At 58.7% G+C, this 14225-nt stretch carries 20 protein-coding genes and 1 pseudogene; 12 read left to right on the top strand and 9 right to left on the bottom strand.

Annotation, left to right across the window (positions count from 1 at the left end):
- Window positions 1–35 precede the first annotated feature (35 nt).
- Entirely contained in the window at window positions 36–239 is a 204-nt protein-coding gene (locus AC1D08_RS22150; protein WP_477301144.1) for a hypothetical protein, read from the top strand.
- Window positions 240–478: 239 nt separating this feature from the next.
- On the top strand, window positions 479–691 hold the full coding sequence (locus AC1D08_RS22145) for a hypothetical protein (protein WP_477418879.1): 213 nt from the start codon (window positions 479–481) through the stop codon (window positions 689–691).
- Window positions 692–1355: 664 nt separating this feature from the next.
- Here AC1D08_RS22145 and AC1D08_RS22140 read toward each other — a convergent pair.
- Together AC1D08_RS22140 and AC1D08_RS22135 are read right to left on the bottom strand one after the other, a co-directional pair.
- Window positions 1356–1514 carry a hypothetical protein gene (locus tag AC1D08_RS22140; RefSeq protein WP_457155471.1) on the bottom strand — a complete coding sequence of 53 codons (159 nt, stop codon included), beginning with the start codon at window positions 1512–1514 and terminating at the stop codon, window positions 1356–1358.
- 300 nt (window positions 1515–1814) lie between these two features.
- Entirely contained in the window at window positions 1815–2276 is a 462-nt protein-coding gene (locus AC1D08_RS22135) for a phasin (RefSeq protein ID WP_477423997.1), read from the bottom strand.
- Window positions 2277–2885: 609 nt separating this feature from the next.
- On the opposite strand from AC1D08_RS22135, the gene katE reads away from it, so the two are divergent.
- Window positions 2886–4994: a catalase gene (katE, locus tag AC1D08_RS22130; RefSeq protein ID WP_477423995.1), complete on the top strand. Its 2109-nt coding sequence runs from the start codon at window positions 2886–2888 to the stop codon at window positions 4992–4994.
- Between the two features lie 228 nt (window positions 4995–5222).
- Window positions 5223–5420: pseudogene (locus AC1D08_RS22125) on the top strand (ribonuclease); the annotation flags it as partial.
- Between the two features lie 97 nt (window positions 5421–5517).
- Here the strand turns inward: AC1D08_RS22125 and AC1D08_RS22120 are convergent.
- Window positions 5518–5682, bottom strand: a complete 165-nt coding sequence (locus AC1D08_RS22120; protein ID WP_477226464.1) for a hypothetical protein — start codon at window positions 5680–5682, stop codon at window positions 5518–5520.
- A 106-nt stretch (window positions 5683–5788) separates the two neighbouring features.
- A complete protein-coding gene (locus AC1D08_RS22115; RefSeq protein ID WP_457155701.1) occupies window positions 5789–5974 on the bottom strand; it encodes a hypothetical protein in 186 nt (61 codons plus the stop codon).
- Window positions 5975–6254: 280 nt separating this feature from the next.
- Here AC1D08_RS22115 and AC1D08_RS22110 point away from each other — a divergent pair, with 280 nt between their 5' ends.
- On the top strand, window positions 6255–7406 hold the full coding sequence (locus tag AC1D08_RS22110; protein ID WP_477424035.1) for an extracellular catalytic domain type 1 short-chain-length polyhydroxyalkanoate depolymerase: 1152 nt from the start codon (window positions 6255–6257) through the stop codon (window positions 7404–7406).
- Between the two features lie 96 nt (window positions 7407–7502).
- On the opposite strand, the gene AC1D08_RS22105 is transcribed toward AC1D08_RS22110, so the two are convergent.
- Together AC1D08_RS22105 and AC1D08_RS22100 are read right to left on the bottom strand one after the other, a co-directional pair.
- Window positions 7503–8105, bottom strand: a complete 603-nt coding sequence (locus AC1D08_RS22105; RefSeq protein ID WP_457154857.1) for a general stress protein — start codon at window positions 8103–8105, stop codon at window positions 7503–7505.
- A gap of 25 nt (window positions 8106–8130) precedes the next feature.
- Window positions 8131–8886 (bottom strand): DUF4142 domain-containing protein, encoded by a 756-nt coding sequence (locus AC1D08_RS22100; RefSeq protein ID WP_477423993.1) that lies wholly within the window; start codon window positions 8884–8886, stop codon window positions 8131–8133.
- Window positions 8887–9238: 352 nt separating this feature from the next.
- Between AC1D08_RS22100 and AC1D08_RS22095 the strand changes: the two genes are divergently transcribed.
- The 7 genes from AC1D08_RS22095 (at window position 9239) to AC1D08_RS22065 (ending at window position 13418) form a co-directional block, all read left to right on the top strand.
- Window positions 9239–9475 (top strand): hypothetical protein, encoded by a 237-nt coding sequence (locus tag AC1D08_RS22095; RefSeq protein ID WP_477423991.1) that lies wholly within the window; start codon window positions 9239–9241, stop codon window positions 9473–9475.
- 61 nt (window positions 9476–9536) lie between these two features.
- On the top strand, window positions 9537–9752 hold the full coding sequence (locus AC1D08_RS22090; RefSeq protein WP_477226468.1) for a hypothetical protein: 216 nt from the start codon (window positions 9537–9539) through the stop codon (window positions 9750–9752).
- A gap of 716 nt (window positions 9753–10468) precedes the next feature.
- A complete protein-coding gene (locus AC1D08_RS22085) occupies window positions 10469–10762 on the top strand; it encodes a hypothetical protein (protein WP_457155921.1) in 294 nt (97 codons plus the stop codon).
- Between the two features lie 232 nt (window positions 10763–10994).
- Window positions 10995–11471: a YidB family protein gene (locus AC1D08_RS22080; RefSeq protein ID WP_457155395.1), complete on the top strand. Its 477-nt coding sequence runs from the start codon at window positions 10995–10997 to the stop codon at window positions 11469–11471.
- Between the two features lie 380 nt (window positions 11472–11851).
- Window positions 11852–12037 (top strand): hypothetical protein, encoded by a 186-nt coding sequence (locus tag AC1D08_RS22075; protein ID WP_477423990.1) that lies wholly within the window; start codon window positions 11852–11854, stop codon window positions 12035–12037.
- Between the two features lie 59 nt (window positions 12038–12096).
- The gene (locus AC1D08_RS22070; RefSeq protein ID WP_477423988.1) at window positions 12097–12318 is read left to right on the top strand and encodes a DUF768 domain-containing protein; all 222 of its coding nucleotides are present in this window, start codon (window positions 12097–12099) and stop codon (window positions 12316–12318) included.
- Window positions 12319–12416: 98 nt separating this feature from the next.
- The gene (locus tag AC1D08_RS22065; protein WP_477423986.1) at window positions 12417–13418 is read left to right on the top strand and encodes a sensor histidine kinase; all 1002 of its coding nucleotides are present in this window, start codon (window positions 12417–12419) and stop codon (window positions 13416–13418) included.
- Here the strand turns inward: AC1D08_RS22065 and AC1D08_RS22060 are convergent.
- From AC1D08_RS22060 to AC1D08_RS22050, 3 genes are all read right to left on the bottom strand, one after another.
- Window positions 13410–13811: a hypothetical protein gene (locus AC1D08_RS22060; protein WP_477423984.1), complete on the bottom strand. Its 402-nt coding sequence runs from the start codon at window positions 13809–13811 to the stop codon at window positions 13410–13412. The genes AC1D08_RS22065 and AC1D08_RS22060 overlap by 9 nt on opposite strands.
- Window positions 13738–13959 (bottom strand): DUF768 domain-containing protein, encoded by a 222-nt coding sequence (locus tag AC1D08_RS22055; RefSeq protein WP_477423982.1) that lies wholly within the window; start codon window positions 13957–13959, stop codon window positions 13738–13740. Before AC1D08_RS22055 ends, AC1D08_RS22060 begins: the two co-directional genes overlap by 74 nt.
- A gap of 87 nt (window positions 13960–14046) precedes the next feature.
- Window positions 14047–14217: a hypothetical protein gene (locus AC1D08_RS22050; protein WP_457155430.1), complete on the bottom strand. Its 171-nt coding sequence runs from the start codon at window positions 14215–14217 to the stop codon at window positions 14047–14049.
- Window positions 14218–14225 lie beyond the last annotated feature (8 nt).

Below are 14225 nucleotides of genomic sequence, written 5' to 3'. Positions count from 1 at the left end.
GCTTATTTAAGGGAGAGTGGGGAGCATGATCGCCTATTCGACAAAAAGCTACGGAAGCCGGTATTTTTGACCCGTCCGAATTGGCCTTGTTAGGACGAGTTTTCGAGCAGCTCAAGGTCGCCGACCAGCCGACTCCTGCGAGGGACGCACTCGCGTCTCGGATCATCGCGAATTACATGGCCGGCGTGACTGACGAGACGGAGTTGGTATCGCTTTCAAAGCAGCCGTTGGGGCGTTAGAAGCGCCGCTCCGGCGCGTTTCACGTATTGAAGAATGGCCGGTGCGGCTGGGCTATTTTGGGATGCTGGCGGCCACACCGGCCACTGCGGGATCGGGCGTTTTTTTGGGATCGTCCCCCGCGCTGCCTAAGTTATGAGCATATTAGCAGCTGCGCAACTAAGACTATCGGCGACACCAGGCCAAGCGGGACGTGGCACGGAAATTGCGGCGGCATCATCATATCAGGGAGGAGTGAAAAATGATGCGTCAAGATGGAACAACAGCAGCGCCAAAAAGGGCAATACGGCGCGTGCCAGAATGGCGCCTCAAGAAGAGAACGTTTGAGGTTCCGTACCTCATGAAGCTCGGCAACATCAGCCGCCAGGAAGCGCTGGCTTTGATCGCTAGCCATGGTGGAGACGGAGACGAAATCACTGCTGAACTGTTTTCGCGGAGAGGTCGATCACATTAGCTGTTCAGAACATGGGCGGCGTGGCGGATGATCGAAAGCGGTCCTAAGATTGTCTGCAATTCGTGCAGAGTGCCCCTTAGCAGTGTCAGTGAGCCGCAAGGTTCCGACCTCCTAGATCAAGGATAGCCATGGTAGCTTGACAGCGTGAGCGTCCGCTCTGAGCCAGAAGCCGCCGTCGAGTTCAGCCGCTTTACGGCAGCTATTCAACCCTCGACGCCCATGAGCGGACAGTCGGCCCGCGACCCCGATGCCGCCAAGCGCCCGCTCATGGCGCAAGCCAGGCCTAGCGATGGTATGGTTGTGGTCGTTTTTGACAGGCGAGCGAACCGCAAACTGCCGCAGCAAGGCCGGCGCTAAAGCATTGGTATTGCTGTCGTCAAAACCTAGGGATTTTTAGGGCTACTCCCCAGCTTTGGAGAATGATGGGCATTCAGAGAGCGTTTTGGGGAAGAACGTCGTTTCCGCATTCCCCGGCTTTCGGCTGCACACCCCGCAAACGCTGGGCTTTCGGGAAACCGTGCGGCGACCGGAGAATTGTTTGGACTTTGAAGGTGGTAGAGGGAAAGGAACCGGAATCCAACCTTCTCCATGGAGTGGCGCCATGACGGCAACTTGAAACGTGCCTCAGATACGTTGCTGACGACCGACCTAGTCGGAACCGCACTTAGGTCGGCTCCCCAAACTCCGCCTCGCTCCTTGCCGATGGGCGTCCCTCATAGTCGACGGGCGGCAACAGCATGACCTCCGTCTCGGCGCGGCCGTATTCCCTGCCGATTTGAAACGCTGCATAGATCGCACCGAGGCGGATCAACAGTCTAAGCATGATAGTTCTCCTTCGACGGAGAAACCACGCGGCAGGCAGATAGTTCCGTATGCCGGAACCATGGTGACCGGTGCTCGTTCATCTGGTTGGTACACCGGGAAGGACGCAGAAATGGTCGTCAAGAAATCAAGCGGCGCGAGCCGGGTAGTAAAGGGCCAGGAGCTAGAGGTTCAACACCTCACTGAAGTTACGGACTTGTCGCCCAAACAGGCGCGCGGACTGCTCCGCAAGCACGGCGCGGACTGGCCGAAGTTGAAGGACCCCGCGACAACCCGCCCCGCTCTATCCGCCCAGAAAAAGCTAGGCGACCTTGAGGTCGTTGACCGCCTTCTCGAAGGCGGACTTGATCGGCTTGGATACGTCCTCGACGGCTTTGGTCGTGACGGCCTGAAGTTCCCTCGTCTGCTCGACGGCACTTTCAACCTGCTTGCGGACGAAGGCGGTCTGCAGTTCAACGAATTCGGAAGGCGACTTCACGGCAATTAGGGCTTCGAAATGCGAGAAGGCGGCTTCAGTGTTGGCGCGCAGAACGGCAATTGTCTTCAGCGACAGGTTGCTGGAAGCGGCTTTGGCGGATGCGAAGCTCGTCTCGAGAGCCTTCTGGGTCAACTCCGAATCCGCCTTGAATTTGGCGAGCACTTCTTTCGACTGCTCGACGCCCTTTTCCGTGAAAGCGCTGACCTGCTCGATGGCCTTGGATGCATCAAAAGCGGGGTACGCGTTGTCGATAAATTCAGCGGTCTTTTCAGTGGTCTTGGACATCGTTCCATCCTTCGTTTAGGGGGCGACTTTTAAGAAGCCTTCGCATTTGTATTAGCATTACCTAACGGAAGTTTGTGTGCAATGCAACATATTTGTTGCGCTGCACCATGATTCTTTGACCCACCCGTCCCGCACGGAGCGGAAACGGACTACCCGGCCGAGGAGCGCCTATCTGCCGAGCAGCCCTCTCCGGTCAAACGTCGTCGTACCGCCAAGAAGCCAGGCGGGAAGAGGAAAATTCCATGGGAAGCACCAGCGACTAGGCTTCGGGTCTCGCCAACCGGGCAGTAGGCAAAGCTAAGGAAGGCGTCGGCAAGGCCGTCGGCAATGACCATCTGCGGGCTGAAGGCCGCCGCGCAGGAAGCCAACGGCAAGGTTCAGAAGGTGTAGGCGAGGCGAAGTCCGCCGTCAAGGATGCGATAAACAAGACGGCAGCCGCGATCAACAAGAACTTCTGACCGCATTCGCCCTTTGAGGGCAATGAAAGGCCGCCGGCAAAACCGGGCGGCCTTCGTCGTTCAAGGATCTGGAATCGACAAGGAACGCAAATCCATTCGGGACATTGAGCAAGCAGTGCAGCTTGCGCGTTCACCTCAAGGGATTTCCAGCATGGCGAAGCAAACATCCAAATCGGCCGGGACGGCTGCGACAATTCATGATCAGAAACTGGCGCGTGGCGCTGGCGGTGAACTGCATCAGGTCGCATCCGGCTCGACACCGGTGCTGACAACGGCCCAGGGCGGGCCGGTTTCAGACGACCAGAACTCGCTCAGGATCGGCCCACGTGGACCGACCGTGCTCGAAGATTTTCACTTCCGCGAAAAAATCTTCCATTTCGATCACGAGCGGATCCCCGAACGCGTCGTCCATGCCCGTGGCTATGGTGTGCACGGCTATTTTGAAACCTATGAATCGCTGGCGAAATACACGCGTGCCGACATCTTCCAGCGCGCCGGCGAAAAGACACCGGCTTTCGTCCGCTTCTCCACCGTTGCCGGCAACAAGGGTTCTGCCGACCTTGCCCGGGATGTGCGTGGCTTCGCCGTCAAACTCTATACGCAAGAAGGCAACTGGGACATCGTCGGCAACAACATGCCGGTGTTCTTCATCCAGGATGCGATCAAATTTCCCGACTTGATCCACGCCGCCAAGGCAGAGCCCAACAGCGACTTCCCGCAGGCGCAGACAGCGCATGACAATTTCTGGGACTTCATCTCGCTCACTCCGGAAAGCATGCACATGATCATGTGGGCGATGTCAGACAGGGCGATCCCGCGTTCCCTGCGCTTCATGGAAGGTTTTGGTGTTCACACGTTCCGGCTGCTCAACGCCAACGATGAATCGACCTTCGTCAAGTTCCTCTGGAAGCCGAAGCTCGGTCTCCAGTCCGTCGCCTGGAATGAAGCGGTGAAGATCAACGGCGCGGATCCCGACTTCCACCGCCGCGACCTGTGGGACGCCATCCACGCCGGCAACTTCCCGGAATGGGAACTGCAACTGCAGCTGTTTGATCAGGCGTTCGCCGACAGCTTCGACTTCGATATCCTCGATCCCACCAAACTCATCCCCGAGGAGGTGCTGCCGCCGATCCCGATTGGCCGTCTTGTGCTCGATCGCATGCCCGACAATTTCTTTGCCGAGACCGAGCAGGTCGCGTTCATGACGCAGAACGTGCCGCCCGGCGTAGACTTTTCGAACGACCCGCTGCTGCAGGGCCGAAATTTCTCCTACCTCGACACGCAGATCAAACGGCTGGGCAGCACCAACTTCACCCACCTGCCGATCAACGCACCCAAATGTCCCTTCCATCACTTTCAACAGGATGGACACATGGCGATGCGCAACCCGGTCGGGCGTGCCAACTACCAGCCGAATTCATGGGAGGAAGGACCACGTGAATCGCCCGCTAGGGGTGCCCGGCCCTTTGACGAAGTCGAAGCTGGCCCAAAGGCCCGGTTGCGGTCGGAAACCTTTGCCGATCACTATAGCCAAGCACGCCAGTTCTACATCAGCCAGGAGCCGGTCGAGCAGGCTCACATCGCCTCGGCGCTCACGTTTGAGCTTAGCAAGGTGCAAACGCCGGTCATTCGCGAACGCATCGTTTCCCATCTTCTGAACATCGACGATGGGCTGGCCGGCAAGGTGGCGGACGCACTCGGTCTGAAGGCTATGCCGAAGCCTGCCGATGCGGCAGTGGCAACGCGCCGGGATCTCGGTGCGTTGGATTCGCTCAGCATCCTCAAGAACGGCCCCGGTCGTTTTGAAGGCCGCAAGCTCGGCATCCTCGTGACCGACGGGACAGACGCCGGCCTGCTGAAGGGTATGCAGCAGGCGTTGACCAAGGCTGGCGCAAGCTTCGAGATCATCGCGCCGAAGGTCGGCGGAGCCAAGGCCAGCGACGGCAGCTGGATCGATGCGCACCAGATGATGTCGGGCGCGCCATCGGTTCTCTACGACGCCATCGCGCTGTTGCCGGCAAAGCCTGCGATGGGCGACCTGATGAAGGAATCGACCGCCCGCGACTTCGTCGCGGATGCGTTCGCGCATTGCAAGTTCATCGGCTTCGTCGAGGCGGCAGGTCCGCTGTTGTCTAAGGCCGGAGTTGTCGAAGATGAGGCGGTTATCTCCCTTGGATCGGCCAAGGATATTTCGGGCTTTGTTGCAAGGCTTGGAGAGTTACGCTGGTGGACGCGCGAGCCGACGGTGAAGTTGGGTTAAGTTCCGCTAGCGACATCGGGCAATCTCAGGAGAACGACGAGATAAACAAGTTCAGTTGGTGGCGCCGCGCTGACGCGTTGCTCGGTCGGGGCCGGCAATGCCCGACGAGCCTGCCACAGGGGTGAAGTCCAGTGGCTAGCTCTTTCCTCGTGCACCCAATAAGGAACTGAACAAGAGCAACAATCCCCTCGGGAGCATTCGCCTCCGAAGGGTCAATCGCTTCCGGCGCTGGCGGCCTTCATTTCGATCTTTGGTTTCGTCGCGGATCCTGTCACGGTCGCGGATCATGTCGCCTATCTGGGCGGTTTGCTGCCGTCGGGCGGGCTCGATCTCATTCGCGACCAGTTGCAGGCCCTGGCCAAGCAGAAACCGGGTGCTCTCGGAACCGGCTTCTTCATCGGCCTTGGCATAGCGCCTCACTCTTCGCCATATTCAACCGGGATGCCCGTGTGGGCGGCCAATGCGGTAAAAGACCGTTTGGCCTGACCAAGTGTCAACTTGCCTTCGTGCGCCGCTTGCACCGCTATCCCTCAGCCTTGAAATTCTTGGCCTTTTCGGTGGCTTTTTTCTTGTCGCCGCCATGCTCGCGCAAAAGATCCTTCGCCTGCTTCGGCGACACGTCGGTCGTCTCGGCGAGGTGCATCGCCTCGCGGTCGGAATCCTGGGATTTGGTCTGGTCCTTCGGCATGGTGCTGTCTCCCGTGTGTGAAGGACAACAACAAACTCGCAGGTCGGTTCCCCTCTGCCACTCCGGAAGGCAGGTGCCCGTGCATGGCATCAAGCCATTTCCGTCGTTACTTCTGCGCCTTCTTCCGCGCGGCTTGCTGGTTTTGCCCGGTGGCAGCGGAGGTTCTTGCGTCCTTGGAGTGTGCCGCTATGGCTGGCCCGGCGCCTGTTGCCTTGCGCATGTCCCCTGTGGTCTTTTTGTCATCCGCTCTCCTGCCGGTTAGGCCCGAGAACACCTTGCCGAAAAAGCCCATTTCGTCCTCCTGCATGTCAGATGCGCGCTGTCGGGGCGCTCTATGATTGAAGCTCTTCCCGCGACTTTGGTTCCTTCGAATAAACCGAATGCTGTCCCGCAATTGGGCTCCAACGCGAGGGCTCGGGGTTCCGTACAAAGTCGATTTGGCCGACCGGAGCCGCTCATGAGCCGGCTGGACTATGACCTGACGTAAGCTTGCTATTGTGCAGTGCAGCAACGATGTTGTTGCCTGCGCATTGTGCGCGGTTTTCGTCACCTTGGCGGCTAAGGATCTCGATTTGCGAAACCTCTCAGATACAATCACTCGCTTGGCCGCTATGCGGGGCCGGCCGGGTTTGTCCGCGCACCGCGACGACCGCTTTTCCGACATAGCTGGTTTCGGATCCAATCCTGGTGCTTTGCGTGGGCGCTTCTACGTTCCAGAGAATCTCCCGCTGGGAGCCGCGTTGGTCGTCGTCCTGCACGGATGCACGCAGACGGCGGATGGGTACGATCATGGATCTGGATGGTCGAAGCTAGCGACCAACCAGGGTTTTGCAGTGCTGTTTCCGGAGCAGCAGCGCGGCAACAATCCCAATCTTTGCTTCAACTGGTTCATGCCCGAAGATATCACGCGCGACCGTGGAGAAGTGCTCTCCATCCGCCAGATGATCCAAGCCATGGTGACAAAGCATGGCCTCGACCACCGGCGCATTTTTATCACGGGTCTTTCCGCCGGCGGCGCCATGGCGGCGGCAATGTTGGCAACATATCCGGAAGTGTTCGCTGGCGGCGCAATCATAGCAGGGCTCGCCTACGGCAGCGCGTCGACGATCCCGGAAGCCTTCGATCGTATGCGTGGCCATGGGGGCCCTTCGAAGGCTGAACTCCAAAGGCGCCTTGCGGAAGCTTCGCCCCACAAAGGGATTTGGCCGAAGATTTCAATCTGGCAGGGCGCGGCCGACACCACCGTGGTCGCGTCGAACGCGGATTCCATTCTCGCCCAATGGCAAGCGGTTCACGGCGTGGGCGCCAGCCCCACCCGAAAAGAAACGGTCGATCGACAGATACGTCAGGTGTGGTGCGGCGCGGACGGCAAGGAGTTGATCGAGAAATACACGATTGCCGGCATGGGCCATGGCACGCCACTGCAGACGCTCGGTGATGATGGCTTGGGCGTTGCCGCCCCATTCATGCTGAACGTCGGCATTTCATCAACACGCCATATTGCGGATTTCTGGGGTCTTACAAGCCGAACTGAAGCCAGATCTGGGGAAGCGCCGGGAAGATCGGCGGGCAAAGCAGTGAGGACTTATGCACCTGCGGAAAATCCGCGAGCAGTACGCGCCGATGCCGCAAAGGCGCCTCAGCCTGATGCTCGCGGCGGTTCGGCCACAGGCATTACCAAGGTGATTGAGGACGCTCTGCGCGCAGCCGGCTTGATGCGTTAGCTCAAAAGCTCTTTGGCTGGGTAAGACCGACAGGCTTGATGCCAAGAAGGTCTCCCGGCCGAAAAGTCGAAATTCCGGCCGGGAAGTTTCGCGCGGTTAGATGCGATTGACGCGACGAGCGCCGTCTCGCCCAATTTCATTCGAGGCGTAGTTCTCGGCATCGGCGTCGAAACCTGTCCATCCGCCGGCCTGATATTCTCCACGACGCTCTTCCAGGTTCACGGACTTGGTCTGCCCCAGAATCCTTTCGGCGTTTGCCACCAGCGGGTCGTCTACCTTGGCGGTGACCAACGTGCCGCCACGACGCACACCCTCTGCATAGACGTGGGCATCGTCCTCTGCGACGCCGGAATCAGTGAGGGCTCCGACGATGCCGCCGGCAGCGCCGCCGACGACGGCGCCCCCAACCGCACCGACTGCAGTGGCAGCCAACCATCCGGCGGCCACCACCGGACCAACGCCCGGGATGGCCATGAGGCCAAGCCCGGTCAGCAGTCCGCCAGCGCCGCCGACAACGGCACCAAGTCCGGCGCCGCCCGCTGCATCGTCCGCAGCCTTGGATTCGTCATGGTCGCGCCGGTTGTCCGCATTGTTGGCGACGATGCTGATGTTGGAATGCGGAATGCCCGTCGCTTCCAGTTCGCCAACGGCATCGGAAGCGTCGTCATAATTGTCGAATAGTCCGGTCACAGTTTTCATTTTGGATCTCCTGATTTCTGTTTGGTTAGTTGGTGCCGGCAACGACGTTGCCCTGGTAGTCGAGCGCTACTGCCGTGGTCTTGCCGCCCTTGTTCGCCTGGCCGCGCCAGATGCCCTGATCATCCTTGGCCAGCTTGGACACATCGGAGAAGCCGGCGTCCTGAATGCGATCCTTGGCCTGATCCTCGGTGAAGCTGTTCGCACCAGGAACGGGAGCGGAGGGGTTCGCGGTGTCGGTGGTGGCTACGGCCGGGGTCGTCGAGGAGGTGGCCGCCGATTTGTCATCGATCTTGGACGCGATCTTTTCGATCATTTCCTGATGCATCTTGAGTGTCGGGACTGTCTCCTGGGCGAAGGCCTTCAGATGAGCGTTGTCGCCATCCTTGGCGTAGCTCTCGTACAGCTTGACCGCATCGGAATGCGCATCGCGCTGCATTTGGACGTAGGGTGTGTCGATCGGGTCCTTGCCATTTTGCAGAGTGTCGACATCGCCCTTGTGCTTGGCGTCCAGTTCCTTCGGGACTGTCAGCTTCAGCTCGCCGGCGATTGTCTCGAGCTTGGCGTTGGCCGCGCCATGATCGTCAATCATCTTGTGCGCGAAGTCCTTGACGCTCTGGTCCTGTGCTTTGGTTTCGGCAACCTTGCTGGAATCCACTTCGAACATTCCGCCTGCCGCGGCCTTGTCGACAAAGTCTTGCGCGCTGTCGGCAGCAAGGGCGGGCAGGGCGAAAGACATAGCTGTAGCTGTGGCCAGTGAGGCCAAAAGTAGGCGGGTTTTCATGGGATAGGTCCTTGTTTGTGCACACATGTGCTAAGGGCCTAACCTGCGCCAGTCGGCTTTGTTCCGGACGGTCAGCGATAAACTGGCATTGATCTGCGCGCCCTGTTTATGGCTCGGAGAGTGGCGACCGCGCTCTGGACCGGTCGGTTTGGCTGTCAAAAGATTGCTAATATTGGCTGAGGAACATTCTCATCGGAGTGAAGTTTTGACTGTGCCTTGGTTTGCTCCCCGTGGCCAAGGCATGGAAGTTGCCTCTACAGCTTCCACAGCCCGTCTCGGGGTGGGGCAAAACAAACCGAGGCGGGCAATTTCGGGTTCGCGAGGAGAGGGGTCGAGGTAGACGCAATTGGCCTTGGCTAAGAAGGACCAGGAGCGCATCACCTACGCTTGGATGTACGGCGTGCAGGCTCGAAAGGACGGCAAGGAGCGCGTGGTGCCCGAGGTCTGGTACGAATACGCCGATGGATGGCTGCAAGGATTTGATGGTGAACCCATCATCGGAGCGGACAAGGCCAGGTTGGTCGGCGACCAGATGGAAGCGGAAGTTGACGAAACTGGCGTGAGCGAGCCGCGTCAGTCGACCAGCTGATGAATTTAGGAACATTTTTGCCGGCTAGGAATTCATGGGTCTCTTGGCGGTGGAGGCTTTCATGACCCAACGACGCGTCGACAAGGAACGGATTGAGCGCGCTGATCGCGAATCGAAACTGACGATCGAGGCTGAGCGTCTAGCGAGAGATGCCAAGACGGCGCGACTGCGAGAGCAGCGCCTTTCCGTGGAAGCGTCTGTCGAAAAGACGGCTCCAGCGAAACGCCGTCGAGGCGCCGTCAAGACACCAGGACGAAAGATTATCGAGGTCGACTGAGCGGTAGCCCGCGAGTCGCGAAATGATGGCTGGCACCGGTGCCGCCGCGGATACAGCGCTTCGTTCAAGCGCCATTTCGTTGATCCTTGATGTCAGAACCGGAAGCGCTTCATAGCGTTTCAGCTAGGAGACGTTTGGAGCAGCACCTTTTGCAAAAGTCCCCCATCGTACGGACCGCCTCGTCTCTGCCGGTCGAGGATCGGTTTCGTGTGCCTGTTGAATCGATTACCGACGCTAAGAAAGTGGTTCACGCCCGCTGGCTTCGGCCGGCGGGCTAGCCATAGGCGAGTTTATTATTTTAGACGCAACTAATATTTCCGCAGAAAGTTACCTCTCTGCCAGCTAATGTCCCTCTGCTGGCGACTTTGGAGCCCGTCACCTTTTACCCCAAGGTGGCGGGCTTTTTTGCGTTCATGGACCGAGATCGAGGGGTTTGTGTTCGGGCCTCTCATGCCAAATGATTTGCCGAAGGTCCCGCATATCAACCAACTGGCCGCAGGTTGGGCAGGGGTCGAATGGGTCAGCCCAGGCATCACGGCGCGCGTGAAGACCTCCGCGGCGAGCCAAAGCTGCGCCACGCGTCTGTGCAGGATTTCGGGGAAGAATGAGCAATACGCACGCTAGGAAAGGAACATTAGAGGCAGCTAATAGTTCTTTAGTCAGCAGGGGCAAACCAACACCCCAAGTCGCATAGCGCTCAAACCGGGAGAAATATCATGCAACGGCTTATGTTCACATCAGTTGTAATCGCTTTGTCGGCTGGGCTGTCGTTGTCACAAGCCGCCACGCCCGTTCAACAAAAACACGGTATCAGAACAAATTATGGTGCGGCCGGCGGCATGAAGGTCGACCCCACCATAACGGGCGGCACGTCGAAACCGAATGCGGCAAAAGATTGTGCCACCGGCCAGCAGACCGGCAGTGCACAGTCTTCGGCGCCTGGCCAGGCGACAGTCGACGCGAAGGGTGCCGCCGCTGGCCAGATGGAAAAGACAGTTGCGCGCTGCTGAACCATCGCCGCGCGCTTCAAGCAGATCGGTGCGGATCGAGGAGGAGAAGCCGGGTCTGATCGGGCCGTGTAAAGCACCTACGCGGCGAGGAGGATCTGCGGCATGCCTCGCTGCAGGATTTCCGGGAAGAGACGAGCTAGCGCGAAGCACATGTCAAGTCTACCGGGATCGAACAGAGTGGAACCTTTACGAGCACGGAACCTTCTCCTTTGTGACCTAAGGGAGGAAAACAATGGCAAATCTGGGAAGACTGGCTATCGCAATGCTTGGCGTTCTGGCCTACCAAAATCGCGACAAGATCGGCGACTTGATCCGCGGCGCAGGAAATCGCGATCCCAACAATCCGCAGGGCGGGCTCCTGGATCAGCTGTCTAAGGGTGTGTCCGGAACGGCGCTTGGAGACGTCCTGGACCGTTTTAGAAATGCAGGAGTGGGATCGAAGGTAGATTCGTGGGTTGGTACCGGAGCCAACGAGCCGATTGAACCGAAAGATGTGGAGACGGCAATAGACGAGGACACCCTCACTTCCCTTTCGATGCAGACCGGTCTGTCGCGCGATGAGTTGATTGCCAGGATCACGAAAGATTTGCCCGAAGCAGTCGACAAGCTGACGCCAGAAGGGGTACTGCCCGTAGCAAATCCGACCCAGATCGATGAGCCTTCACTCCTCGATCCGGTACCAACGCCCACCCCCGGCCGGACGACCTAACGCGAAGGCGCTGCGGGAACTGGAATCCAAGCGCCTTCTGATTTCCTCAGGTGTCGCACCCTGGTTGAACAGTGCGAGGATACGCTCGGCCAAACGGTCGCGTGCCTCTTGATCTCCAGAGATACCCATATCCTTGGCGTATTCCGCTAAGAGATCGGCGAGCGCGGCCAGTTGTTCGGGGTCGGCAACGCCCCAGAGAGTCCCCATGTACGCAATCCCTTATCGAGTAGGGCGAAAGCGTGATCGACTCTCCCAAGCGCCCGTTGCCTTGCAATATCGAGCGCCAAAGGAAGTGTACGCTTCCGGACAGGATTAGCGAGTCATTCCGGCGAAGGAACCATTGCCTCTGCCCTGTCGTTGGGTCGTCAAGGGACACGATGATGACTGACGAACAGGGCAAAGCGCCTAGCAAGCCGGACGATATTGTCGTGCGGCGTCTGGTCGATGAAACCGGCATCACGGAAACGCAAGCGCGCGAGCTAATCGTATTATTGGGTGTCCATAGCTGGGCCTCGCTATTGCGGGAAGCCCACTTTCTGACCGGCCGAAACCGACGGGGCGTCTAATCGCCGACGAGCAATAGCGCGCGTGGGGAACTGAACGCTAAGCACGGCCTTGTGGATCGATGAGCACACGCGGAATCAACTTCCTCTATCAATGGATCGCCAACAACGTCCCAGAGACGGCAAGGGCCGATGTCATCTCGGTTGACGAACTCACCCACAAACTGATCGCTGACGCGGCGGTGGTCGGAATTCGGGGGATCGAGATCGGCGAAGAGGTCGACAGCCTCTATCGAACAATCCTCGAAGCCATCGTCCACTACGACGCTGGCTTGCCGGAGTGAGCCTCCTAGCGCTGCGCCCGCCATCGGCCGCTATGCGAATTGTCGGAGTCTTGAGCCGCGATACATGCTATAAACACAGGCGAAGGAACCGCTCGCTATTGCCCACTGATGCCCGTCCACTCATAAAATGGGATGCTAGACACCTCCGGCTTGCCATCGACGCGGCGGGCGTGGCGCTGTGGTCTTGGAACGTTGACACAGATCATTTCACTATGGACCAGCACGGCTATGGTCTTTGGGATCTGCCGTTCGGTCCCTTCGTGATTTTCGAAGATCTCTCTGCAAAAATTCATCCTGCGGATCGGGACAGGGTTCGTGCAGCGTTTGCTGCAACGCGCGCGATAGTTGGCCCATACGAGATCGACTTTCGGATTATGGTCGGAGACGATGTGCGATGGATTTCCGCGCGAGGCCAGGGAGATGATGCCGACATCGAAGGCCGAACGATGTTTGGAGTCTTTCTCGACGTTACCGGTCGCAAGCAAGCCGAAGAGGCCAACGAACTGCTTGCGGGAGAAATGAGCCATAGGGTCAAGAACCTGTTGAGTATCGCGACCGCGCTCACCACGATTACATCCCGCTCAGCCAAGTCAACGGAGGAGATGGCGCACGAACTAACCAGTAGGCTCGCGGCGTTGGGCAGAGCTCACGATCTGGTGCGCCCTGTGCCGGGACGTAATGAAAATGGCGCCCTGCTTGGGGATCTCCTGACGATCCTGCTGGCACCGTACGACGATATGGGCGCTTTTAGCGGCCGCGTGCGGGTGTCTGTGCCGCGAATGTCGGTTGGGGAAGCTGGCGCCACCACGTTGGCAATGATCATCCATGAACTTGCGACTAACTCGATGAAGTACGGTGCATTATCTGCCGCGACCGGAACGCTCGACGTTTCCAGCACTGTCGACGAAAATGACGTGACAGTTGTGTGGACTGAGAGGGGCGGGCCGCCCGTAGTATCACCCGCAGAGCTTGGCGGTTTCGGGAGCAAGCTTCTTCGGCGCAGCATAACCTCTCAGCTCAATGGTTCGGTCCATCACAATTGGGCGGACGAAGGCGCGATCATCACTCTGCGGATGGATAAGGACCGACTATCAATCTGAAGATATGGCCCACAGCCTATGTGGGGAGACCCGCAACGGCGCATCCCTTCCGGTGATGTCCTTGACCGTCTTCAGCAGCGCTTCATGGGTCCGTTGGAGTGCCCGGTAGTGCTCGCTGGTGGGCGATAGAAGCGGCTGGACGATGCTCTTATGAAGCCGTTCCGCCTCCACCAGGAAGCGGTCGATTTCAGCCTCTGAAAGCTGTTTGGAAAGTTTCGTTCTAGCCATCGCGACACCTTTTGAGAGTCGCCCACCCGAGACAATATTCCTATTTTGGCCTGCCCGTGTAAAGCCGGCAAAATCGGTATACGCACTCATTTCATTCTGGCGTGCCTGGCTGATAATGGACGATGGCGTCGAGGATCGTTCGATAGAGGCTGTCGACTTCTTCATCGATCTCGCCTCGCTTGATCCCGACGGATTTGGCGTCGGCGATCAGCTTATGGGTTAGCTCGTCGACCGAAATGACATCGGCCTTCGTCGTCTCCGGGACGTTGTTGGCAATCCATTGATCGAGGAAGTTGATTCCGCGTGTGCTCATCGATCCATAAGCTCGTGGTTAGCTTTCAGTTCCCGACGCGCGCTAGTCGACCTCGATAATCTTCCGACCTGGCTTCCTGGTGGCCGGTCAATGACGTTTGACCGGAGACGGCTGCTCGGGAGATGCTTCCACAGAAAGGCGCTGCTCTCGCAGCCGCGCCGTCTTGGCATCTCTCGCAAGACGCTCGGCCTTGATCGCCACTTTCGATTCGCGATCAGCACGCTCAATTCGTTCTTTGTCGACGCGTCGTTGGGTCAAGAAAGCCT

The sequence above is a fragment of the Mesorhizobium sp. P2_E6 genome (assembly GCF_056403835.1).
This window is presented reverse-complemented; position numbering and strand designations above follow the sequence as displayed.

What these genes read in the sequence shown, in the direction of transcription:
- AC1D08_RS22145 (WP_477418879.1), top strand. Translation starts at nt 479, where the DNA reads ATGATGCGTCAAGATGGAACAACAGCAGCGCCAAAAAGGGCAATACGG.
- AC1D08_RS22140 (WP_457155471.1), bottom strand. Translation starts at nt 1,514, where the DNA reads ATGCTTAGACTGTTGATCCGCCTCGGTGCGATCTATGCAGCGTTTCAA.
- AC1D08_RS22135 (WP_477423997.1), bottom strand. Translation starts at nt 2,276, where the DNA reads ATGTCCAAGACCACTGAAAAGACCGCTGAATTTATCGACAACGCGTAC.
- katE (WP_477423995.1), top strand. Translation starts at nt 2,886, where the DNA reads ATGGCGAAGCAAACATCCAAATCGGCCGGGACGGCTGCGACAATTCAT.
- AC1D08_RS22120 (WP_477226464.1), bottom strand. Translation starts at nt 5,682, where the DNA reads ATGCCGAAGGACCAGACCAAATCCCAGGATTCCGACCGCGAGGCGATG.
- AC1D08_RS22115 (WP_457155701.1), bottom strand. Translation starts at nt 5,974, where the DNA reads ATGGGCTTTTTCGGCAAGGTGTTCTCGGGCCTAACCGGCAGGAGAGCG.
- AC1D08_RS22105 (WP_457154857.1), bottom strand. Translation starts at nt 8,105, where the DNA reads ATGAAAACTGTGACCGGACTATTCGACAATTATGACGACGCTTCCGAT.
- AC1D08_RS22100 (WP_477423993.1), bottom strand. Translation starts at nt 8,886, where the DNA reads ATGAAAACCCGCCTACTTTTGGCCTCACTGGCCACAGCTACAGCTATG.
- AC1D08_RS22090 (WP_477226468.1), top strand. Translation starts at nt 9,537, where the DNA reads ATGACCCAACGACGCGTCGACAAGGAACGGATTGAGCGCGCTGATCGC.
- AC1D08_RS22085 (WP_457155921.1), top strand. Translation starts at nt 10,469, where the DNA reads ATGCAACGGCTTATGTTCACATCAGTTGTAATCGCTTTGTCGGCTGGG.
- AC1D08_RS22080 (WP_457155395.1), top strand. Translation starts at nt 10,995, where the DNA reads ATGGCAAATCTGGGAAGACTGGCTATCGCAATGCTTGGCGTTCTGGCC.
- AC1D08_RS22075 (WP_477423990.1), top strand. Translation starts at nt 11,852, where the DNA reads ATGACTGACGAACAGGGCAAAGCGCCTAGCAAGCCGGACGATATTGTC.
- AC1D08_RS22070 (WP_477423988.1), top strand. Translation starts at nt 12,097, where the DNA reads ATGAGCACACGCGGAATCAACTTCCTCTATCAATGGATCGCCAACAAC.
- AC1D08_RS22060 (WP_477423984.1), bottom strand. Translation starts at nt 13,811, where the DNA reads ATGAAGAAGTCGACAGCCTCTATCGAACGATCCTCGACGCCATCGTCC.
- AC1D08_RS22055 (WP_477423982.1), bottom strand. Translation starts at nt 13,959, where the DNA reads ATGAGCACACGCGGAATCAACTTCCTCGATCAATGGATTGCCAACAAC.